This window comes from Pseudomonas sp. CCC4.1 (assembly GCF_035019225.1).
GTDB lineage: Bacteria > Pseudomonadota > Gammaproteobacteria > Pseudomonadales > Pseudomonadaceae > Aquipseudomonas > Aquipseudomonas bubulae.
Genome location: NZ_JASJWL010000076.1, coordinates 1 through 21,542 on the forward strand (window position 1 = coordinate 1; position 21,542 = coordinate 21,542).

The following is a 21,542-nucleotide window of genomic DNA, read 5'->3' on the forward strand; positions in this document are numbered from 1 at the left end:
TGATGTGTATAAGAGACAGCGCGAAGGTCGTTCGCGAGCAGGCTCGCTCCCACAAAAAGGCTTGATCGGCAACAGAGTCTCTTCAGGGGACAGAAGAGTCAGAGGCGCCAATGGTTTTCAAACCGCGCCCAAAATCAACCCGCGGTAATGCCCGGGGTTGGTCCCCGACCATTTGCGAAAGGCCTTGTAGAATGAGCTGGTATCGGCAAAGCCCAGGCGCTGGGCAATATCGGCATAGCTGTGCTCAGGCTCGGCCAGCCAGCCGATTGCCAGCTCCTTGCGCACGCTGTCCTTGAGCCCCTGAAAGGTTTGCCCTTCGTCCGCCAGGCGACGGCGCAAGGTCGATGCCGACATGCACAGACTCTGCGCCATGCCCTGGGTCTCGGGCCACTGCACGGCCGGCAACTGGCGCAGATTCTGTTTTATCTGACTGGCCAGGCTTTGCGGGTCGCGGTACTTGACCAGAATATTGGCCGGTGCTTCGGCCAAAAACCGTTTCAACTCCTGATCGCTGCGCTTGATCGGTGCATCCAGGCAATCAGCGGCAAAAATCATCCGCGTGCGTGGCCGCTCAAAGCGCAGGTTCTCGGAGAACATCACTTCGTAGTCTTCGCAGTAATCGGGCGCAGCACAACGCAGCTCAATGGCCAGAATCGGAATCCTGCGCCCGGCCAGCCAGCAGGCCACACCGTGCACGATCATCCAGTAGGCAAAGTAGGTAAAGCCACGGCTGGCCTGTTGCTCAGGCTCGTGCAGGACAATCTCGGCCACGCTTTGCTGACGCACCAGGCGTGCAGGCAAACGCTCCAGCATCAACGACAGAAACCCCAGTACCACCTCCAGACCCCGGGCCAGGGTTGGCTGCGCCATGGCCGAACGGCACATGAACTCCAGGCTGCCGGCCCGCAACTTGCGCGGGTCCATGCCAAAAAATTCGTCGTCCAGGCGCCGCGCCAGCAACCGCCACATCCGCGCATAGACCATGGCCGGTACACGGGCATCCGGCTGGTCAAGCAACTCGCGCGCGATGCCGACCTTGTGCAGCACTTCATCCGTGGCACTGCCCGGCGCACAGCTTTGCAGCAGCGCCTCACGCACCAGATGAATGGAGATGGTGTCCTTGTTCAGCATTGGCCCTGTTCCATGCCCGATGACGTATCGATGACGGCCATCTTAAGCAGCACGGATCAAAAAGCCAGCAGTAACTTGCCGCTGGACAGGCAGCGCCAGCGGCGCGGCCCGTGGCTCAGGCAATCAATCAGCGGTTATCCACCGTGGTGATTTCACGACGCTCGGCCATGCTTGCCGGCACGCCCTCTTCGTCGGTGAAAAACTGTTGGTACCACTCGCGTAGCTGATAGACCGGACCATCGCCCTCGGCCAGCACCGGGTTGTTGATGCGCACCTTGTGCGTCCAGATATCAACGTCCTGATAGAACGAGTCGCGGTTACGCTGCACATAATCCACGGCCAGCGCTTCGTTCTGCTCATGGGTCCAGCCCGGCACTTTTTTCACCATGCAGCCAAAACGCAGTTCAAAGCTGTTGGGGCCGATCGGCACGTGGCAATTGAGCAGGATGGACTTTATTTCCAGCCCTTCAAACACCGCGCTCATGCGTGTCAGGTGCGTCGCGGGGCCGTAATAGGCCGACTCGGCCACCAGGTCACCGCCCAGCCGCTCGGAGTCGCCATGGAAGATTTGCTGAGCAATATGCCCCTCGAACACATTGTGGAAGTACTTGGTCGGCGTGCCATGTACCGGACCGAAATGCTGGGCGTCCACCAGGTTGTCGACCAGCTCGCGCGGGTTGGTGTCGATGATCAGCTTGTCCATATGCCAGCTGTGCAGCCACTCATCGCTGTCCAGCTCCGGTAGATGGGGGATCACCACATCTTCGGCGGGCGGCTTGCCTTCAGGGTTGTTCCACACAAACAGCAGATTGTTGACCTCGCAGGTCTGCCAGGCACGGGTTTTGGCCTTGGGCGGAATGCGCTTGCAGTAAGGGATCTCGACACACTTGCCGCTGGCTTCGTACTGCCAGTGGTGAAAGGGGCAGACCACACGGTCGTTCTCGATAGTGCCCTGGGACAGGTCGGCGCCCATATGCGGGCAATGGGCGTCGAGCACACTGATCTCGCCCTTTGACGTGGCAAATGCCAACAGTCGCGAGCCGAACACATTCAGGGTATGTAGCTTGCCATCACGGTACTCGTCTGCCTCGCCCAGGCAATGCCAGCCGCGACCATAGCGGGGCGACAAAGCATTCTCGACGTGGATGTGTGCGAGTTTAGTCATTTTTATTATTCCTCAGGTTAAGGGCCAGGGCGCTTTACCCGATGATCTTCACCGAGGTTCGGGGTGGGCTCATCGTTCAGATGGACTAGAGGGGCTGCCCTCACCCCAACCCTCTCCCGCAGGGAGAGGGAGCTGGTTTGCGGTGATCTTTGAGCCGCGTGCGGTCAGTCCCCTCTCCCCCTGGGAGAGGGTCAGGGTGAGGGAGCGCTTAGCGCCAATCCTCGACAATCCCGTGTTCACGGGCAAACGGCTGGCAGTGAATGGTCTTGCGCTGGTGATCAACCGCCCCTTCATGGGTAGCCAGCCACAGCATCACCGCTGCTGGTACCTCTGGCGGCGCAGAGCCTGCACGCAGGGCAATGACGCCTTTGTCACCAATGGTGGCGCGCAATGCGTCAGTGGTCACCACACCCGGGTTGAGGGTATAGGCACGAATCCCCTGCTCCCCCAGTTCCACCGACAATATGCCCGACAGCCTCGACACTGCCGCCTTGCCCGCACCATAGGCGTAACCCCAGCCGCCCTTGCCCGCTGCCACCGGCGGATCGGTTTCTCCAGCACCGGAGGTGACGTTGATCACCACACCGCCGCCCTGCTCGAGCATCTGGCTGACCACCGCCCGGGTCAGCAAGAACGGTGTCATCACATAGCCCTGAAAGACTCGCTCCAGGGTCTCGGGCTGCAACTGCATAAACGGTACATTCAGATCGCTGCCCTGGTAGATGGCATTGTTGACCAGTACATCCACCCGGCCATATTCGGTAAACACAGCCTGGCTGGCGGCCAGTACCGACTCACTGTCGAGCAGGTCCATGGGCACCACCAGCGCCTTGCGTCCCAGCTCACGGATTGCCGCTGCGGTGGCATTCAAACTGCCGGGCAGCGGCGTACCATCCGGGTTGCGCAAGCCGTGGGCATGGCTTTGACCTTCGTCCAAGCTGCGCGCACTGATGGCCAGATCAAAACCTGCACGGGCAAAGGCCAGCGCGGTTGCACGACCAATGCCGCGACTGGCGCCGGTAATAAATGCCACTTTGTTCATAAAAGCCCCTTAGCGGTCAGAAACGCTGTGTACGCACCATTGCGTCCATGCCGCCGTCGACAAACACTACGCTGCCGGTCATGAAACTGGCCTGCGCCGATTGCACAAAAGCCACAACCCGGGCCAGTTCTTCAGGAGTGCCCGAGCGCCCCAGTGGTGCGACAAACTCACGTACGGCCTTGCCAAACCGCGCATCGTCCTTGGCCGCCTGATGCAGCGGGGTTTCCACCGCGCCCGGTGCAACCACGTTCAAACGGATACCTTGCGGGGCCCATTGCACCGCCTTGCGCCGTGCGGCACAGGTCACCGCATACTTGGAACCGGCATAGGCCAGGTGCGTCTGACCCAGGGCATTGGCCAGTTCCAACGCCTTCGCCTCGTCACCGGCGAGCATCGCGGCAACCATTGGTTCCTGCTCGGCACCCGAATGGGTGGCCGCCACTGAACCGATCACCAGTGCAGCCGGGTTCTCCCCCTTGGCCAGCGCATCGGCCAGGCCATCAAGCAGTTCACTGACGCCAAAGTAGTTAACCGCCAGCACGATGCCGCTGGAAGGTGCGGTCACCCCGATCCCGGCGCAGCACACCAGCCCGTCGAGCACCCCGCCGCATTGCTCAAGCACCTGCGCCACTGCCGCCTGGCGCCCGGCACGGGTCGAAAGGTCAGCGATCACTTCGGCATTGCCACGGTCAATTCCGATTATCCGGTGGCCCGCAGCTCGTAATTGCGCGCACACGGCGGCGCCGATCCCGGAAGCGGAACCGCTGACAGCAGTAACTGGCATAAGACTTTCCTTGATGATGCAGGCGCAGGCGGCCTGGCTGACGAAAAACCGGCGGTGGCGCAAACACCCTCGCCGGCGGGCATAAATCCTTAAGCGCTTTTACGAACCGGACGCGCCAGTTGTGGCGCCGGCACCACCACGGACTCAGCCGCTCGCAAGGCGCACTTGGGCTTTCCCAACGCGACCACGCTGTTCAGCAAAATCCTCACCAGCTCGGTCTGGCGGCGCACACCGGTCTTGGAGAAGATCGAACGCAAATGCGCCCGCGCGGTGTTGCGCCGGATATTCAGGTTTTCCGCCGCTTCCTCCAGGGACAAGCCGTTGGCCAGTTCCATCGCCAGCGCCGTCTCGGCCTTGGTCAGGTTGAACAGTTGTTTGGTCACCACTTCACTGGCCAGCGATTTGCCTACCGAGTCGCGGATATAGATCACTGCCGCCGGTTTGCTCTTGCCTTCGGCCCACTCCAGCGACGGAATGGCCTCGACCACCAGCCCCAGGCTGACCTGACCCGAAGGTCGGGTCACGGACATCGCATCGGCTGTCGCCCCGCCCTCACGCACTTCCTGGCTGAAAGCGTGCTTGACCAGGCGTTGCAGCTCGCGGTTGTCGCTGGGGTAAGTGGCTTCCAGCCTGCCCCCCACCAACTTGAGTCCATCAGCGTTCTTGAGAATTTCTTCGGCCACCGGGTTGAGGCGCAGAACCTTGCCGGTTTCGTCGAGCACGATGGTCGCCACCGACAGGCGGCTGATGGCCTGGGCGTACAACTCGCTCATGGACTCGCTGCGATCGAGCAGGTTGTGCAGATGCAGGGCGCGGCGCAAATGCGGCAGAAAACTGCTGCACAGGGCACGCTCGGCACTGGAGAAAGCCGGGGAAGACTTTGGCCGGGTGATGCGAAACCGCAGCTTGCCGCCATCGGGCGTGGAAATGTCGGCGCCCATCACGTGATAGACATTCTGCGGACCGCAGTAGGCCTTGAAATAGGCCGACTGCACCCACTCGCTCTCGCTCATCAGGTCTTCGACGGTAAATACCTGGTCCAGCGCCTGCCCGACAAAGGGGGTATTGGTTTGCGGATAGGTTTGATAGGTCAGCTCGCCCTCGCCTTCGATATCTCCGGCAACGATCATCAAGCCCAGATCGGGCTGATCGGGCACTCGCAGGATCAGGGTTGCGTAGTTGGCCCGGAACATGCCACGCACGGTACACAAGGTACGACCCATTATTTTGGGGTCCAGGGCACCGTCATAAAAGCTGCCGACCATCTGATCGTAATCGGCCAGTTCAAGCCCCAGACCGGCCAGGGTCTGGTGATTCAAGGTCACTGTATCCACGGACTTATCCTCGCTTCGGGCCAGGTTCATGACCGGCCCTTTTTATTGTTCTTATGACTAGCGGCTAACCTTTGCACCACATCCGTAAAGCTGTGCAAAAGCGACTCAGTGTGTCTGTATGCCTGCCGTCATACAAGCCCGGCAAGCTGTCTGCTTCAGCGGTTTGAAGAGTCCTTCGCAGCAACGCTCGGCTTGAGCGGATAATGCCCGGCGGTCGCTTGCGCCGGGCGAGTTTTGACCTTGACCAACGGTCGTGCCAAATTGAACCAGGCCGCCAGCGCCGGTAGCAAAAAGATTGCGCCGAGCACGTTGACGAGAAACATGAAGGACAGCAGTACACCCATATCAGCCTGGAACTTCAGGGGAGCAAAGGCCCAGGTACACACGCCGATGGACATGGTCAGCGCCGTAAACACCGCCGCCGTACCCCGTTGGCACATGGCCTGGTAGAACGCCGTGCGCAGATCCTTGCCGTCAGCCATTTCATGGGCAATCCGCTCGTACAGATAGATCCCGTAATCGACTCCCACCCCCACGCCCAGTGCCATCACTGGCAGGGTCGCGACTTTCAGGCCGATGCCCAGGGTCGCCATCAGGGCGTTGCACAGGATCGCGACGATGGCCAGCGGCACCAGAATGCACAGCACCGCGCGCAATGAACCAAAGGTCAGCCAGCAGAACAGCGCCACCGAACCGAACAGCGCCGCGAGCATCACCACCTCGGCCTGCTTGACCGCTTCGTTGGACGCCGCCATCACCCCCACGTTGCCACCGGCCAGCAGAAACTCCACGTTTGGCCCTTGCAAGCCGCCGATGATGCGCTGGGTTTCGTCCACTACATGGCTCACGGTCGACCCTTCGTGATCGGTGAGGAACACCAGGATCTGCATGCGCTGGCAGCCTTCGGTCACCAGGCCGTCGTCCGGCATGTAAGCGCGAGAGCCCTGGCTCAGGCCGCGCTCGGAACCGGGGATCGCCGACCAGCGCGGGTTGCCTTCGTTATTGCCGGCAATCACGGCTTTACCCATGCCTGCCACGCTCTGCACTGACTGCACACCCGCCACGCTGCGGATCTGGAAGTCGAATGATTCAATGGCGCGCATCACTTGCGGTGCCAGGCAACCTTCTTCGATGCCCTTGACCTGCACGAACACCGACATCACATCCAGGCCAATCGAATAACTGTTGATGATCTTCTGGTTGTCCTGGTTGTAGCGCGAATCGGCGCGCAGCTCCGGCGCACCCACGCCGATATCGCCCACTGCCAGATCCCGGGCCTTCCAGGCACCGACACCGAGCAGCAGCAGGCTGACCACAAACACCGCCAGCGCCGGTTTTGGCTCGGCCAGCGCCGACAGCCGCCACCACAGCGCGTGCTTGCCCTGCACCTTGAGCCCTTGGGCCATCGCCCCCGGCTCAAGCTTGAGATACGACAGGATGATCGGCAGCATCAGCTTGTTGGTGATGATCATCAGCATCACCCCGATGCATGCGGTCACGCCCAGTTCATGCACGATGGGAATGTCGATCAGCATGATGACGCCGAAACCCAGGGCGTTCATCAGCAACGCCAGCGAACCCGGGATGAAGATCTTGCAAAAAGCGCCGTGCGCAGCCTGCACCGCAGAGCTGCCCGCCAGTACATCCTGTTTCCAGGCATTGGTCATTTGCACCGCATGGGAGACGCCGATCGAGAAGATCAGAAACGGCACCAGAATCGACATCGGATCGATCCCCAGCCCCAGCAACGGCAGCAACCCCAACAGCCAGACCACCGGCAGCAGCGCCACGGCCAACGCAACCACCGTAAGGCGCCATGAGCGTGAATAGACCCACAGCATCAACGCGGTGATGACAAAGGCAATCACAAAAAAGCCGATGACCGTCGTCAGGCCTTCAACCACGTCCCCCACCAGCTTGGCGAAGCCGACGATGTTGATCTCGATATCATCATTGCTGTACTTGGCACGGATATCTTCCAGCCGCTGGGCCACCTCGGCATAGGACACCGATTTGCCGGTTTGCGGGTCCATGTCCTGCAGGTCGGCGCGCACCATCGACGAGGTCAGATCATTGGCCACCAGACGCCCGACCTGTCCGGAGCGGGCGACGTTGTTGCGGGCCTGGGACAAGTCTTCGGCCGTGCCGGTAAAGCGCGGTGGCATCACCACATCGCCGAAAAAACCGTCCTCGGTGATTTCGATATAGCGCACATTGGCGGTGAACAGCGACGTCACACTGGCACGGCTCACACCATTGATAAAAAACACGTCATCCGTGACTTTGCGCAGGGTTTCCAGGTACTGGCGGTTATAGATATCGCCTTCGCCTTTCCACTTCACACTGACCAGAAAACGGTTGGCCCCCGTGAAGTACTGGCTGAAGTTGAGAAAGTTGACCATAAAGGCATTGCGCACCGGGATCTGCTTGTTAAAGCCCGGGTCCAGTTGCGTGTGTGTGGCGCTGTAACCCAGGGCCAGGGTCAATAATACAAACAGCGCCAACAGGCTCTTGCGCCAGACGATCAGCAAGTCGGCAATACGCTCGACCGTGCGATTTACAACACTGTTTTCACTGCTCACCGGGCACCTCCAAGGGCAGCAACACCGCCATCAGTCCCCTGGAACACACCGCGCTCGCCGCCTACCAGCAGCCGTGAGCCCACCATTACCGCCGAAGTCAAAGTACCCAGCCCCGGCAAGCGCGTAGCGCTGACCAGTTCACCCTTGCCGTCCAGGCGTACTACCGAGCTGCCAGCACCGACAATCAGCAGGCCACCGTCGTTGGGCAATAGGACATGGCCGTAGAGCGGCAATTGATTGCCGACTTTTACCGGTTCCCAGGTCTGGCCGAAGTTCTGGCTGACAAACACATGGCCGCGCATGCCATAGGTCACCCAACGATCGGGGCTCAGGCGTACCACACCAAACAGCGAGCCGTTATAGAACGGCTCGAGCTTGTGCCAGCTGTGCCCGCCATCGTCGCTGCGCAGCACCAGCCCTTGCTCGCCGACCACCATGCGGCGACCGTCTGTTCCGCCATCCATGCCATTGAGGTGAGCGCTATCCACCTCCAGCGGCTGGGCTTGCCAGGTGCGACCGTCATCCCCGGACTGGTAAAATTTGCCGAAACTGCCGAACGCCAGGACACGATTGCCGCCGGCACTCCAGATGCCCAGCAAAGGCTCGGCGATTTCGCCGTCGAAGCGCACTTCTGACCAGTTGGCGCCTTCATCTTCGGAGCGCACAATCCAGCCATCATGGCCGACCGCCAGCAGGCTTTTATCCGGCAGCGCCACCAGTGCGGTAAGGGTCAGATCACGCTGCGGCTTGACCGTCGCTGGCTGCCACGAGCCCCCCTGATCGTCGCTGAGCAAAATATTGCCGCGCTCGCCGACGGCCACCACCCGCTTATCCAGATACAACATACCGTTGATTTGCAGACGATCGGGCCGCAACTGGGCCGAAGCGACATCGGAGGCATGACGTGGAGAGAAGGTAAACGCGATGGTGACAGCGACGATCAGGCAAACCAGATAGCCAATTATTGAGCGCATGGTCGATGCCTCGCTGCACGATTCAGTTGCTGGGCAGAGTTCATGCAGCCAGTCCTCTTTTTATTATCGTGGATGCTCTGGCTGCCTCCTCGGCGAGGCGTCCAGAACCTTCCTTCGATAATCGGACTGGTGAGTCACAGGCACATCGTCCAAATGGCCTAGCTGGAATGGGGGGTGCAAGCGTATAGCCGGGTTTGACTGACGCGCCGGATAGATATCCGGCGCTTTCGTTGAGCTGAAATCACCGGGGCGACCTGCCCCTCAAGACGCCACTAATGCCTGCGCCTTCACCTTGCGTCGCTGAATAAAATACCCCAGCACCGCCAGCGGCGCCGTAGCCAGCATTACTTCAACCGTGATTTGCAGCGGCTGGCTGATAAAGGTCGACACCAGCAGGCTGCCCAAAAAGCACAACCCAAGCTGCAACGTATTTTGCAAACCTGCCGCCTTGCCTGAGTTCTCCGAAAATGGCATCAGTGCGCTCGCGACAACAATCGGATAACTCGCACCGTTAACCAGCGCCATCAAACAAAACGGGATCAGCAAGGTGGTCAGCGTCGGCACGGTCTGGGTCGCAACCCCATACAGCCCGACCATGCTTGCGCAGTAAGCCACCAGCAACCAGGGTAACAGCGCCCGCCCACTGATCCCCTGCAAGGCGCTGCGACAGCTGTAACCACCCACCATAAATGCCACAGTAGGCAGCGCGTAGCTCAAACCGATATCGCTTGGGCTATAACCCATATCGCCCAAAATAAAGGGTGAGGCCGTCAACCAGGCGAAAAAGCTGGCCGAACATGCGGCGAAGATCATGACGTTGCCACTGAATTTAGCCGTGCACAGCAGGTGCCAATAGCTCACCCCGGTTTTAACTGCCTTTGGCGCCACACGGGGTTTTTCCTTGAGCAGCAACGTGGGTACGATCAGTAACACCGCCAGGCCCAGCAATACCGCAAAAATCGCTTGCCAGCCCAGGTGACTCAGTACCACGGCCCCCAGCAAAGGAGCCAGTGCCGGTGACAGTCCCATCAGCGGCATGATCCCGGCAAACACGCGGTTGGCCTGGTCAGGCGGGTATCGGTCGATGACCAGCGCCTGCCAGGTTACTGCCGCCGCGCAAATGCCGATGGCCTGAATAAACCGCAGGCTCAACAGCAGCACACTGTCCTGCACCCAGAACATGCCCGCGCACCCCAGGGCAAACAGTGACAACCCCGCCAACAACACCGGTTTGCGCCCCAGGCGGTCCGATAACGGCCCCCAGAGCAACTGGCCGATCGCGAACCCGGCCAGAAAGATGCTCAGGCTCGCGCCCACCGCACCGGCTGAAAGCCCCAGTTCACTGCGCAACGTGCCAAATGCCGGTAAGTACATATCCATTGCCAGGTAGCCCAGCATGCTCAGCCCGGCGAGATAACAGGTAAAACCAAAAGTGTTTTTCATGTGCACCCAAAAACTTGCCATCAAACAATTTGTTGACTGCCGCGCATTATCCAGCTGAGGATTTGCTTGTGAAGCGATAATAATTGCCAACTGGCATCGAATTTTTTGAAGGCAAACCCATGTGGTCTGAATACTCCCTGGATGTAATTGATGCAGTCGCCCGCCACGGCAGTTTCAGTGGCGCAGCCCAGGAACTGCACCGCGTTCCCTCCGCCGTCAGCTACACCGTGCGCCAACTGGAGCAATGGCTGGCGGTACCGCTGTTTGTACGTCGTCACCGGGATGTGGAACTCACGCCTGCCGGGCGGATGTTTGTCAAAGAAGCCCGCGACGTCATGAAAAAAATGCTCGGCACCCGCCGCCTTTGCCAGCAGGTTGCCAATGGCTGGAGCGGCCAGTTGCGGGTGGCCGTGGATTCAATCATCAAAAAACCGCGCTGCCAGCAGATGGTCATCGACTTCTACCGGCATTTCCCCGACGTGGAACTGATTGTTCAATACGAGGTGTACAACGGTGTGTGGGATGCCTTGGTAGACGGCCGTACCGATCTGGTTATCGGAGCCACCCGTGCAGTGCTCGTGGCGGGGAGCTTTGCCTTTCGCGACATGGGTTTTCTGCACTGGCTGTGCGTCGCCAGCCCGCGGCATCCGCTGGCGTCCATTGGCGGATTGCTGGGTGATGAGCACCTGCGCCCCTACCCTGCACTGTGCATGGATGACACTTCACGCAGCCTGCCCAAACGCGACACCTGGACCCTGGATAACCAGCGCCGCATGATGGTGCCCGACTGGGCTTCGGGGCTGGCCTGTTTGAGCGACGGTCTGTGTGTCGGCATGGTGCCCGCCCATCTGGCCCAGCCACTGATCGACCAGGGCCAACTGCTTGCGCTGAGCCTGCAGCGACCCTTTCCGGCCAGCCCTTCGTGCATTGCCTGGGCACAGAACAACCATTCCCCGGCCATGAGCTGGCTATTGGAGTACCTGGGTGACACCGCCACCCTGAGCCAGGAATGGCTCAATGAACCTCAAACAGAATCGGATACAGCGACACCACCAGCAGAATCGCCATCGTCAGGTTGAATGCCAGCAGCCACTTGGGCCGGGTCAGCACATTGCGCAACGCGCTGCCGCAACCGGCCCACACGCAGACACTGGGCAAGTTGATGATGGCGAAGACCAGCGCGATGACAAACACGTTGGCGATGTAACCCTGGGACGGCGTGTAGGTGGTGATTGCACCAATGGCCATCACCCAGGCCTTGGGATTGACCCATTGAAACGCCGCCGCGCCCCAGAAGCCCAGTGGCCTGCCCTGGGCCGCACCCGACTCGGACACCGGCCCCGAAGTGGCGACTTTCCACGCCAGATACAGTAAGTACGCCGCCCCCAGATAACGCAAAACGGTGTAGGCCATGGGCACGGCCTTGAATACACCCCCCAGCCCCAATCCAACCGCAAGCACCAGGAACATAAAGCCGAAGCTGATGCCCAGAGCATGGGGGATGGTGCGCCTGAAGCCGAAGTTGACCCCCGATGCCAGCAGCATGGTGTTGTTGGGGCCGGGGGTGATGGACGACACAAAGGCAAAGAGTGCGAAGGCAGAAATCAGTTCGAGGGAAAACGGCATCTTGTTATCCGGCAGTCTGGTGAGCGGTGTGTTCACACTATCGGATTACCGAGCCGGAATTGCGCTACAGATGGCCATTATTTTGACCACACACATTTGCCAGATCAAATGATTTGACTGCGCAATTTTCACATCACTTTCACATCGCTGCGCCTAGATTGGATCCACTCCTTTAGTGAATCCCATTTAGGCCCGCTTCCCCCAGCGGGCCTTTTTTTTGGCTGGTGTTCAGTCATCCAGGGTCTGAGCCGCTTTTGCCGGTTTGGCGGGCTTTGTCGATTTGCCAGCGGCTGCGCCCTTGGCCGGCGTCTCCACCGCAACCGGTGCCTGGGTTTCCTTTTCGGCAGCGGGCAAGGCATCGATGGTTTTAAACAGCTCAGCCAGGTCAACATCCCCCACTGTCTCGACTTTCTTTTCCCCATCCTTGCCGATCAGGATCACTTTGGCCTTGTCGATAATCATCCCCGGCTTGAGCCCGCGAATCAGCGACATGGTGCTCTGGGGTTCAAGGTCCTTGCCATCGCGTTTGCCTGTAATGCCCACAATCGTATAGAGCACCATATTGCGCTGGTCAAAAGCCTGCTTGTTGGCCGGATCTTCAAGGGCTTTTTTGAGGTTGACCAGGGTTGGGTCGGCATCTGCACGGGCGACCACTACCAGCGGGCGAAACTTGCCGCGATCCTGTTCAAGCGGGCTTGGAACTTCAACGGCCTGCACCGTGCCTGCAACCAGCACAGAAGCAAGGATCAATAAACGGATAAACATCCAGATCTCCTTTTATTATCGGACCGGCTTCGCGAACGTGCTGCCAATGCCTTGAAACCCTTGGCGTTGAGCCTGTATTCCCAAGCTTAGGCCAAGGGATCCGTCACGCAACCGGGTTCCCGGACTTTGCCTTTCAAGTTTATTTTTTGCAACTGCATCCAAATCCTCCTGCTGCGGGTAGTACCCGTAACAGCAGCGTGCTGTTATCCCATCAGGAGATCGGAACATGAACGCAAAACCTTTGATCAGCCATGCCAGCCTGACACTTGCCGCCATGCTGCTGGTGGCAGCCCAGGGCGCCTGGGCACAGTCGAATTTACCCGAAAACATTAGAGTTCCCGACGGCCACAAGATGGCAATGACAACAGTTGGTGTAGGCGAAATCACATATGAGTGCAAAGAAAAAGCCAGCACTCCAGGCGAAATGGAGTGGTTTTTTGTAGGCCCAAAAGCTCAGCTCAATGACACAACTGGTAAACAAGTTGGTAGCTACTTTGGCCCGCCCGCGACCTGGCAAGCCCTGGACGGTTCCAAAGTCACCGGCACCCAGCTCGCAGTGGCCCCTGCCGGGGCTGGCAACCTGCCCTATCAACTGGTCAAGGCCAATCCTGCAGAGGGCAAAGGTGCCATGAACGGTGTGAGTTACATCCAGCGTGTGGCACTGAAGGGCGGTGCGGCACCTGCCAGCGCCTGCACAGCCGCCAACAAGGGCCAGCGACAAGTAGTGCCATACCAGGCCGATTACATTTTCTGGGCCAGCCGCTAATGCGTTACATCGTCTACGCTGCTTCGATGGAGACCGGGCAATGACCGGAGATGTCCCATCTGCAACGGCGGAACACAGTGACACTACCTGAGCCACTATTTGACTATGAGGCCTGCCTGCTGGCCTGCGCCCGCGGCGAGCAGCAGGCGCTGGTGGCCCTGTATGCCCAGGAAAGCGCGCGCTTGCTGGGGGTAGCCAAACGCATTGCCCGCGACAGCGCACTGGCTGAGGACATCGTGCATGACGCTTTTATCAAAATCTGGATGCGCGCCGCCAGCTTCGATCCCGGGCGCGGTTCTGCACGAGGCTGGATTTTCAGCCTGACCCGGCATCTGGCCCTGAACTGCAGGCGCGACACTCGCCTGGAAATTCAAGTCAGCGAAAGCAGCGAACTGGCCTTGCAACCTCTGGCCACTCTCGACGGGCGCCACCAGACGCAGGACCCACTGCAATGGCCGGATGGCTGCGAGCGCATATACGGCTGCCTTGAGCAACTCGACCCGGCCCGACGCTCCTGCATTGTGCATGCCTATGTTGACGGCTATACCCATGCAGAAATTGCAAACAAACTGGACACCCCTCTGGGCACCGTAAAAGCCTGGATCAAACGCAGCCTGAGCGCCTTGCGCGAGTGCATGGGATGACTTTTACACCTGACAATAGCGACCCGGCCGATCTCGATGCCTTGGCGGGCGAATACGTGCTGGGCACGCTCAATGGGCAACAACGGCGTGCGCTTGAGCAACGCCTGCCCCATGAGCCTGATCTGCAGGCCGCAGTCGATCGCTGGGAAGCGCGACTGTTGCCCCTCAACGACCTTGCCCCGGCGCAACAGCCTTCAGAGCATCTGTGGCCGAGAATCGAGCGCAGCCTGAACGCCCTGAATGTCCCAGCCCTGCCAACACAGGCCCGTACTGGTTGGTGGAACCTTCTGCCATTGTGGCGCGGCCTGACGGCCGCAGGCCTGGCCGCAACGCTGACACTGGGCGTGGCATTGTGGTCCGTGACCCCAGCCATCTCACCGCCCGCCTATGTGGTGGTTCTGGTGGCACCACAAAGTCAGGCACCCGGCTGGGTCATCCAGGCCAACGATCGTGAACACATCCAGCTGATCCCCCTTGGCGTCGCGCAAGTGCCCGGCGACAAGGCCCTGGAGTTCTGGACCAAGGCCGACGACTGGGCCGGGCCGGTGTCCCTGGGGCTGGTCAAGCCGGGACAAGTGCTGTCACTGCCACTGGATCGCCTGCCGCCGCTGTCGCCCAATCAACTTTTCGAGCTGACCCTGGAAGGCCCCAACGGTTCGACAACAGGCAAGCCGACAGGGCCGATCCAGTTTATTGGCCGGGCTGTCAAAGTGATTTGACCGCTTTGGTTTTCGCCCTGGTTTTCGCCCTGTAGTGACGGGCAACGGCCACCACCACCATCAATGCGACCACGCCCAGGGCAATCGGCAAGCGATAGGGCTTAAGGTCGCCCAGTACGCCTTCGAGAAACTCCCCGGCCCAATAGCCGCCACTGGCAAACAGCGTTGCCCACACGGCCGCGCCCACGGCATTGATGCAGAGAAACTTCAATGGCGAGACCTTGCTGGCACCGATCACCATGGGCCCGATCAGGCGCATGCCATACAAAAACCGCACCGAAAAAATGGACACCGTCGGATACTGGCCAATCAACTGCGTCACGCGATCAATAGCGGCCTGCTGTTTGTGCAGGCGGAGCAACAGGCGAGCACCGAAATAACGCCCGAGCCAGAACAACAACTGATCACCCAGCATCCCCGCCAGGCTGGCATAACCAATCACCGGCAACAGCTTGAGGACATGCTGGTGTGCCGCCATCCCCCCGAGGATCAGAATGGTTTCACCTTCGAGCAAACAGCCGATAAAAATGGCCAGGTAACCATACGTTGCCAGCAGGTAATTGAAGTCAATATGTTCAAACATGCGCGATCCATAGCTCCATTGAAATCAGGGTTTAAAACGCAATGGCTCAGTGCCGGTGGCGATGATGGATATCCGGGAAATGCGGATGGTTATGGCTGATGACCGAATGCTGATGTGCATGACTGTGAGCCTTGCCCGCAGGAATATCTGCGGCATGCTCATGTTCATGCTGGTGATGTTCATCGTGGGTATGGCGATGGGAGTGCTCCAGCGGCTGATGTAAATGCTCATGCTCATGGCGCTCGGTCAGATGCAGCCAGACCCCGACAATCATGCAGCCAGCAGCCAGCCAGAACAGCAGAGATACCGACTCGCCCAGCAGCACAATGGAAATTGCCGCCCCCAGAAAAGGTGCCGTTGAAAAGTACGCCCCGGTGCGCGCCGCCCCCAGGCCGCGTAATGCCAGGACAAACAGCACCAAGCTGACACCGTAGCCCAGGAAACCGATCAGCAGGGTCGGGCTCAGTACCCCAAACGACGGAACCTTCGCCCCCAAAGCCAATGCAATCGCACAGTTCACCAACCCCGCGAAAAGGCCCTTGGCGCCCGCGATATACAGCGCATCAGAAGCAGATACCTTGCGCGTCAGATTGTTATCGACCGCCCAACAGAAACAGGCAAACCCCACCGCCAATGGCCCAAGCCAGGAAAGCGACACTGCCGCAGATGCCCCGGATGGCCAGGACAACACAACGCCGCCGGCAATGATTGCCAGCATCCCCAGCACGATTCGCCGGTCTGCGTTTTCCTTGAACACCACCCAGGCCAGCAGTGCCGTGAGCACTGGTTCAAGATTCAACATCAACGAAGCCGTCGCCCCGCTGGTGAGGGTCAAAGCGAACATCAACGCCACGGGGCCCAGGATCCCGCCAAATACAATTGCGCCGAGCAGCCAGGGCCATTCACCGGCACCCAGACCCGAGGGCTTCCAGCCCCGATCGCGGACACAGCGCACCAACAGCAAACCCAGGCCACTGCCCAGGTACAACAGCCCGGCCAGCATCACCGGCGATACTTCGGTACCCAGCAGCTTGGCCAATGGCGTACTGGCCCCGAACAGCGCTGCCGCTGCCAATGCGTAAATCACACTCGTATTCATAACGCCCGCTCATGTCCCAGCTGTGCAAGCAGCCTAGCCTACTCGGGAATACGCGCCGCAACAGCGCTGCAAATACCCTCAACACAGCGGGGACACCCCCGGCGTGGTGCATATATCTATGATTTTTCGACGGTTTTACCCAGGCACGGAGAAAAAAAATGTACCACAATGGACACTATCGACCTTGCCTCATGAGCGCAGGCTCTATATATTCGTCCACCTGTTGCGCAGGCTCTTGAGTACTTTCTTTGTTAAAGCACCTTCCTTCGTGACCCGCTTTATAGCGCTACCGCCCGAATGGCGAAATTGGTAGACGCATGGGACTTAAAATCCCCCGTTCGTAAGGACGTGCCGGTTCGATTCCGGCTTCGGGCACCAAACAAATCAAGGGCTTGCATGCGATTCGCGTGCAGGCCCTTTGTTTTTTCACCGCAAAAAAACAGACCGCTCCGCAATTCTGTTTTTTACCCCTTCTCTGTCTTCCTGCCAAAACGGGCGTCATTCTCCTGCGCAAACACAAAGCCCAGCACTAGGCCGGGCTCGGGGGTTATCACACCTGATTTCCAGACAGGTAATCAGGTGTTGCGCGTTAGAAAGAACTCTTTGTCGAAGCCTTCAACAATCGGCATAGCAGCACGCAATCGTCGGTGGCCCTCTTCGCTAAGTGACACCAGATTTGCGCGATGATCTTGCGGGTTCACTTGCTTTTCAATAAGCCCGTCCTTACCCAGGCGGGATATGATTTGCGAAATATGCATGCGATCCATACCGGTAAAACTGGCGATTCCATGCTGAGTCACCTGCTCGCCCTCTCTAGTCAGCCAACCACTTACAGCCAGGATAGCGAACTGTGGCTGGGTAAGCCCCAAGGGCTTCAAGCGGACATTAAGTTGACGCTGCCAGTCCAAAAAGTCGCGCCAGAGTCTGAATCCAGGGCTGTCGCTTGGCCCCGCGAAGGCAGAACCACTCCAGTTCTCCTCGACGCCGTCCTTGCTCACACTCATAGGGAGCTTGCCCGGGCTTCACTGGACTTCTTAAGCCCCTGCATCGTATTGGGTAACGCTGCCTGGATGGATCTACCTATCAGGTATCGAAACAGAAAGCTCAATGGCCCGGAGAATTCAACCCAGTGAGTTGCGACAGTGCCCCCCTCTTTTTCCGTGAGCAGGTGCCCGAATTCCATGCGACATAACGGCAAACGGCTTTGCGCCGAAAACGACTTTTCTTCGGTCATCTCAACAATCTGAATGCCAGCCTTGGGCCCTACCCTGGGTTTAAGCCAACCTTTGGCTCCCAACTTGAGACCGCCAGGCAAGCTGGCACTACTCACTTCTGGGTCCCAGTCAGCCCACCGTCCCGCATCCCTATACAAGCGGAACACTTGCGCGGGGGTCGATCTGATTTCAATAGACTCTTTGATTTCCATGGCCTTTGCCTTGCGTCTGTAGGGTCAAAATAATTGTAAATGCATTTACAATATAAAACCACACACCAGCAACGGCTGGTAAAAATCGCTACAAACACGATCCTCTTAGGACTCAGCTCCAGAGTTGGACTCCCTGCTCATCACCGGTCAGCACCAACGGCAATACAATAAGCACACCGCCGAGATACGACTCAGGCTCAGTGGCCAGCTGGGGCATACAACGGTCGTGATGACCGAGATTTACATCCGTCAAAGGGGCGGCAAAAAGGCAACCCAACCAAATGATTTTTGACGGGCATTCTTCACAGCAATTATTTTTGATCACGTAGAAGCAATGGCCTTCAGGGTCCTGGCACCGTCTCGCTGCGAAACATACACAGACACAGATCTAACCTACTGTTTTTAAAAAATAAATTTTTTGAATTAAAATCCCCCGTTCATAATGACGGGCCGGTTCGATTCCGGCTTCGGGCACCAAACAAATCAAGGGCTTGCATGAGACTCCTCGTGCAGGCCCTTTTTTTTGTTCGCTGCGATTTTTTCGGGTTATGCCATCGCTCATTGTTTCGAGTGGTTGGCGAGGTCTTCGCTTGACTGCCACCAATCGAGAACTGCTTGGTGTCGGGTCATGTTCAACGTCACTCCCTCAGCGAGCCAAACCCCCAGCACAGCAACAACCATTCCACTCCACGCCATGCCATGCCAACCCTGGCATGACCTCATCGAGCAATTAGTTCGCCATTACCGATGCCAATAGCGGCACCATGAAGAACAACGCCGACACCCGCGCTGCCTGATGAGAGCGGGCCATAGTCAATAGACTGAAAGTGCTGTCAGCCGATATTGCGCAATGAACTACAGCATCCAGGCGAAACATTTCTCCGCCGTTGAATGCACTGACGCTACTCACGACCCCCCACATATGCTCTTCGTCAGTAAACATCGAAAAGAAGGCAACTACCCTTGCAGCAGGGACTTCAACACAAGCGCATGAGCAACCTGTACAGAACCTATCCCCCGCTCGTTCAGACACAGGCTACACCAGCAAAAACATCGTGACCGGGCAGCGCCCTCTGGTTCTTTTCGCCATGCCATATTTATTATATTACTACTGACCGCCATAACAACAATGCAAATTAAAATCATAAAATTAAAGATCACCCATATTAAAACCGACATACAAAAACCACCCCACACCTCGCCTCATCACCTGAGACCCCACACTACAAGGCCGAGCAATTGCATTACCAGGACTGCACATGCGCGACCACTCAAACTGCAACAAGGCGCCACTAGCCTGCCACCAGCCACGCAGAAACACATCAGATTAAACAAACCATATAACAACTATCGTCAACACCGACCTGCTGCGCTGACTCATACCTAAAACCTCATAACATTAAGATCGAATTGATATTTCACCGTCTTCTACTACAAACGCCCCTTCACAACGACAGCCAAGTGGTCTGGACTTTACATTAAGAGACATAACGTGCACCCACCGAAAACCATTAAAAATAAGACAAAAATGATCATTTTCAATCTCTTGAGCAGCCATACAACCACTCAAAACTTACCCAACCGCAATCATGCCAGCGCAGGACGCCCCCCCTTTTAATTACACATATACTTTTTAAAAACAATCAGCCCACCTCATTACTCGCACGAAAAACATCCGAACACTAGTTACACAACTTGAAATAACCTACAGCCGTACTACTTTAAAAATATGAGCCATCAAGACTACCTACTCACTGCTGGGCTGCCATGGTTTCGTGCGCGACTTATAGCTTAAATATCAGTAACGCGCTCACACTGTTAAAACCGGATCCAATAACACTGTTTGATAGCAACATCTACCTCCCCTCAAGAGGCCTCGGACAACATGCACACCCCTTATTGTGCCGGAGCAACTAGCATTTGGCTTGCGCACAACAAAGCCCCGCCCGCTCGTCACAAGCGCCCTGGTCTTTAACCAACACTCAGATACCGCATGCAAAGGCGGTAGTTTCTGATGCACATCATATTCTTTCATCAGAGGTTGGCGTACATCCCGCCATATACAATCATGAACAAGATTTTTTCTGTGGTATGGAATTACTCCTTGGGCAGTTGGGTAGTCACTAGTGAGTTTGCGCACAAGAAAAATAAAAGCGGACCTTGCAAGGGCATAAGAACATTAGTGATTGTTACTGTTGGACTGTCATTAGGGCTGCTACCCACATTTGCCTTTTCCAGCACGGCAATATCGGGAGGCGTGATCAGTAACAGTTCGGCAACAGGTAATGGTGGTGCGCCGGCGACCGTAGACTTCTATTCCGTAGCCATTAGCGCCGCCTCTGGCTCCCCTGCCAGGAACAGAAGTGTTGCGATCGGTGAGGCTTCCGTTGCAACAGGCGACAGCTCTGAGTCATTCGGGCGACTTGCCGTCGCTACCGGCACTTCCTCTGTTGCTATCGGATTATCTAGTAATGCTTCTGGCACTAACTCTGTCGCATTGGGCGAAACCAGCAATGCCTCAGACTTGGGAGCCTCCGCCCTGGGTGCTGAAAGCGTTGCCAACAGCCAAAATTCGACAGCTGTGGGTACTTCCAGTCAAGCTTTAGCCATAAACGCTACCGCGCTTGGTTTCAATAGCAGGGCCTCTGGTGCAAGCTCTATGGCCTTAGGCGTCAGCAGCACTGCTTCAGGTATAGCCTCCGTAGCCCTGGGAGCTAGCACGATAGCGTCTGGCCAAGACGGCATTGCTATCGGCAGCACTTCACAGGCAACCGCTGCCAGCTCCCTGGCTATCGGCTCGAACGCAAGAGCTACCGCAACCGGGGCAATCTCCATGGGTAGCGGCTCTCTGGCTAACTCGAACGATAGCGTCGCAATCGGTACCTCGGCGCAAGCCACTGGCGGCAAAGCCGTATCCATTGGCGCAGGCAACACAGCCACCGGCAACGGCGCTGTCGCCATCGGTGACCCTAACACGGCAACCGGCACCGGCGCAGTCGCCATGGGCGCCGACAATACCGCCAACGGCCAGGGCAGCGTGGCCCTGGGCAATGCCAATACGGCAACAGGCCAAGGTTCCGTGGCGCTGGGTAATAGCTCCCAGGCCAACAGCGCCGGTTCCATTGCCCTGGGCGATGCAGCCACTGTGGTCAACGCCGCTACCCAAGGGTTGGCACTGGGCTCAGGGGCAACATCCAACAACATCGGGGCCGTTGCACTCGGCGCCAACAGCACCACGGCGGCGGCAGTCGCCACCACAGGGGCAACCATCGGCGGCGTCGCTTACACCTTTGCCGGGACTGCACCCGCCAGCGTGGTCAGTGTCGGCAGCATTGGCGCAGAACGGCAAATCTCCAATGTGGCTGCTGGTCAGATCAGTGGTACCAGTACCGATGCCATCAACGGCAGCCAACTGTTCGCCACCAATCAACAGGTCACCACCAACACCACCAATATCGC

18 protein-coding genes, 1 tRNA gene and 2 pseudogenes are annotated in these 21,542 nt (G+C 58.2%); 7 read left to right on the plus strand and 14 right to left on the minus strand.

Annotated elements, in window-relative coordinates; all coding sequences use genetic code 11:
* Positions 1–117: 117 nt before the first annotated feature.
* From QN377_RS20740 to punC, 8 genes are all read right to left on the minus strand, one after another.
* A complete protein-coding gene (locus QN377_RS20740) occupies positions 118–1,131 on the minus strand; it encodes an AraC family transcriptional regulator (RefSeq protein WP_095018694.1) in 1,014 nt (337 codons plus the stop codon).
* A 127-nt stretch (positions 1,132–1,258) separates the two neighbouring features.
* A complete protein-coding gene (locus QN377_RS20745; protein ID WP_095003331.1) occupies positions 1,259–2,296 on the minus strand; it encodes a Rieske 2Fe-2S domain-containing protein in 1,038 nt (345 codons plus the stop codon).
* 208 nt (positions 2,297–2,504) lie between these two features.
* On the minus strand, positions 2,505–3,338 hold the full coding sequence (locus tag QN377_RS20750) for an SDR family NAD(P)-dependent oxidoreductase (RefSeq protein ID WP_095003330.1): 834 nt from the start codon (positions 3,336–3,338) through the stop codon (positions 2,505–2,507).
* A 16-nt stretch (positions 3,339–3,354) separates the two neighbouring features.
* The gene (locus QN377_RS20755; RefSeq protein WP_271351013.1) at positions 3,355–4,122 is read right to left on the minus strand and encodes an SDR family oxidoreductase; all 768 of its coding nucleotides are present in this window, start codon (positions 4,120–4,122) and stop codon (positions 3,355–3,357) included.
* 89 nt (positions 4,123–4,211) lie between these two features.
* The gene (locus QN377_RS20760; RefSeq protein ID WP_370688638.1) at positions 4,212–5,456 is read right to left on the minus strand and encodes a helix-turn-helix transcriptional regulator; all 1,245 of its coding nucleotides are present in this window, start codon (positions 5,454–5,456) and stop codon (positions 4,212–4,214) included.
* A 155-nt stretch (positions 5,457–5,611) separates the two neighbouring features.
* A complete protein-coding gene (locus QN377_RS20765) occupies positions 5,612–8,038 on the minus strand; it encodes an efflux RND transporter permease subunit (RefSeq protein WP_095003327.1) in 2,427 nt (808 codons plus the stop codon).
* A complete protein-coding gene (locus QN377_RS20770; protein ID WP_095018691.1) occupies positions 8,035–9,012 on the minus strand; it encodes a WD40/YVTN/BNR-like repeat-containing protein in 978 nt (325 codons plus the stop codon). Before QN377_RS20770 ends, QN377_RS20765 begins: the two co-directional genes overlap by 4 nt.
* A gap of 261 nt (positions 9,013–9,273) precedes the next feature.
* The gene (punC, locus tag QN377_RS20775) at positions 9,274–10,455 is read right to left on the minus strand and encodes a purine nucleoside transporter PunC (RefSeq protein ID WP_322212784.1); all 1,182 of its coding nucleotides are present in this window, start codon (positions 10,453–10,455) and stop codon (positions 9,274–9,276) included.
* A gap of 119 nt (positions 10,456–10,574) precedes the next feature.
* On the opposite strand from punC, the gene punR reads away from it, so the two are divergent.
* On the plus strand, positions 10,575–11,534 hold the full coding sequence (gene punR, locus QN377_RS20780) for a DNA-binding transcriptional activator PunR (RefSeq protein WP_322212782.1): 960 nt from the start codon (positions 10,575–10,577) through the stop codon (positions 11,532–11,534).
* Here the strand turns inward: punR and QN377_RS20785 are convergent.
* A complete protein-coding gene (locus QN377_RS20785; protein ID WP_095003324.1) occupies positions 11,470–12,081 on the minus strand; it encodes a LysE family translocator in 612 nt (203 codons plus the stop codon). The two genes, punR and QN377_RS20785, sit on opposite strands and share 65 nt — an antisense overlap.
* A 228-nt stretch (positions 12,082–12,309) precedes the next feature.
* On the minus strand, positions 12,310–12,846 hold the full coding sequence (locus tag QN377_RS20790) for a DUF4174 domain-containing protein (RefSeq protein WP_095018690.1): 537 nt from the start codon (positions 12,844–12,846) through the stop codon (positions 12,310–12,312).
* Positions 12,847–13,072: 226 nt separating this feature from the next.
* On the opposite strand from QN377_RS20790, the gene QN377_RS20795 reads away from it, so the two are divergent.
* The 3 genes from QN377_RS20795 to QN377_RS20805 all read left to right on the plus strand — a co-directional run bounded on the left by QN377_RS20795 (position 13,073) and on the right by QN377_RS20805 (position 14,975).
* The gene (locus QN377_RS20795; RefSeq protein ID WP_095003322.1) at positions 13,073–13,612 is read left to right on the plus strand and encodes a DUF3455 domain-containing protein; all 540 of its coding nucleotides are present in this window, start codon (positions 13,073–13,075) and stop codon (positions 13,610–13,612) included.
* Between the two features lie 77 nt (positions 13,613–13,689).
* Positions 13,690–14,256, plus strand: a complete 567-nt coding sequence (locus QN377_RS20800; RefSeq protein WP_095018709.1) for a sigma-70 family RNA polymerase sigma factor — start codon at positions 13,690–13,692, stop codon at positions 14,254–14,256.
* Positions 14,253–14,975 carry an anti-sigma factor domain-containing protein gene (locus tag QN377_RS20805; RefSeq protein WP_095018689.1) on the plus strand — a complete coding sequence of 241 codons (723 nt, stop codon included), beginning with the start codon at positions 14,253–14,255 and terminating at the stop codon, positions 14,973–14,975. Before QN377_RS20800 ends, QN377_RS20805 begins: the two co-directional genes overlap by 4 nt.
* On the opposite strand, the gene QN377_RS20810 is transcribed toward QN377_RS20805, so the two are convergent.
* On the minus strand, positions 14,962–15,558 hold the full coding sequence (locus tag QN377_RS20810; protein WP_095018688.1) for a DedA family protein: 597 nt from the start codon (positions 15,556–15,558) through the stop codon (positions 14,962–14,964). The two genes, QN377_RS20805 and QN377_RS20810, sit on opposite strands and share 14 nt — an antisense overlap.
* Before the next feature lie 46 nt (positions 15,559–15,604).
* Positions 15,605–16,657 (minus strand): DMT family transporter, encoded by a 1,053-nt coding sequence (locus tag QN377_RS20815; RefSeq protein WP_095018687.1) that lies wholly within the window; start codon positions 16,655–16,657, stop codon positions 15,605–15,607.
* Between the two features lie 291 nt (positions 16,658–16,948).
* On the opposite strand from QN377_RS20815, the gene QN377_RS20820 reads away from it, so the two are divergent.
* Positions 16,949–17,035, plus strand: a tRNA-Leu gene (locus QN377_RS20820).
* A gap of 197 nt (positions 17,036–17,232) precedes the next feature.
* Here the strand turns inward: QN377_RS20820 and QN377_RS20825 are convergent.
* Positions 17,233–17,661, minus strand: coding sequence for a MarR family winged helix-turn-helix transcriptional regulator (locus QN377_RS20825; protein ID WP_095018645.1), 429 nt, complete (start codon positions 17,659–17,661; stop codon positions 17,233–17,235).
* Positions 17,658–18,083 carry an SRPBCC family protein gene (locus QN377_RS20830; protein ID WP_095018644.1) on the minus strand — a complete coding sequence of 142 codons (426 nt, stop codon included), beginning with the start codon at positions 18,081–18,083 and terminating at the stop codon, positions 17,658–17,660. The genes QN377_RS20825 and QN377_RS20830 overlap by 4 nt, the downstream gene beginning before the upstream one ends.
* 2,068 nt (positions 18,084–20,151) lie before the next feature.
* On the opposite strand from QN377_RS20830, the pseudogene QN377_RS22920 reads away from it, so the two are divergent.
* Together QN377_RS22920 and QN377_RS20835 are read left to right on the plus strand one after the other, a co-directional pair.
* Positions 20,152–20,877 (plus strand): annotated as a pseudogene (locus tag QN377_RS22920) (ESPR-type extended signal peptide-containing protein); the annotation flags it as partial.
* Positions 20,878–20,916: 39 nt separating this feature from the next.
* Positions 20,917–21,542, plus strand: a pseudogene (locus tag QN377_RS20835) (hemagglutinin); the annotation flags it as partial.

Bases quoted from the DNA above. Each gene is read 5' to 3' on its own strand.
- QN377_RS20740 (WP_095018694.1), bottom strand. From the start codon at position 1,131: ATGCTGAACAAGGACACCATCTCCATTCATCTGGTGCGTGAGGCGCTG.
- QN377_RS20745 (WP_095003331.1), bottom strand. From the start codon at position 2,296: ATGACTAAACTCGCACACATCCACGTCGAGAATGCTTTGTCGCCCCGC.
- QN377_RS20750 (WP_095003330.1), bottom strand. From the start codon at position 3,338: ATGAACAAAGTGGCATTTATTACCGGCGCCAGTCGCGGCATTGGTCGT.
- QN377_RS20755 (WP_271351013.1), bottom strand. From the start codon at position 4,122: ATGCCAGTTACTGCTGTCAGCGGTTCCGCTTCCGGGATCGGCGCCGCC.
- QN377_RS20770 (WP_095018691.1), bottom strand. From the start codon at position 9,012: ATGCGCTCAATAATTGGCTATCTGGTTTGCCTGATCGTCGCTGTCACC.
- punC (WP_322212784.1), bottom strand. From the start codon at position 10,455: ATGAAAAACACTTTTGGTTTTACCTGTTATCTCGCCGGGCTGAGCATG.
- punR (WP_322212782.1), top strand. From the start codon at position 10,575: ATGTGGTCTGAATACTCCCTGGATGTAATTGATGCAGTCGCCCGCCAC.
- QN377_RS20785 (WP_095003324.1), bottom strand. From the start codon at position 12,081: ATGCCGTTTTCCCTCGAACTGATTTCTGCCTTCGCACTCTTTGCCTTT.
- QN377_RS20790 (WP_095018690.1), bottom strand. From the start codon at position 12,846: ATGTTTATCCGTTTATTGATCCTTGCTTCTGTGCTGGTTGCAGGCACG.
- QN377_RS20795 (WP_095003322.1), top strand. From the start codon at position 13,073: ATGAACGCAAAACCTTTGATCAGCCATGCCAGCCTGACACTTGCCGCC.
- QN377_RS20805 (WP_095018689.1), top strand. From the start codon at position 14,253: ATGACTTTTACACCTGACAATAGCGACCCGGCCGATCTCGATGCCTTG.
- QN377_RS20810 (WP_095018688.1), bottom strand. From the start codon at position 15,558: ATGTTTGAACATATTGACTTCAATTACCTGCTGGCAACGTATGGTTAC.
- QN377_RS20815 (WP_095018687.1), bottom strand. From the start codon at position 16,657: ATGAATACGAGTGTGATTTACGCATTGGCAGCGGCAGCGCTGTTCGGG.
- QN377_RS20825 (WP_095018645.1), bottom strand. From the start codon at position 17,661: ATGAGTGTGAGCAAGGACGGCGTCGAGGAGAACTGGAGTGGTTCTGCC.
- QN377_RS20830 (WP_095018644.1), bottom strand. From the start codon at position 18,083: ATGGAAATCAAAGAGTCTATTGAAATCAGATCGACCCCCGCGCAAGTG.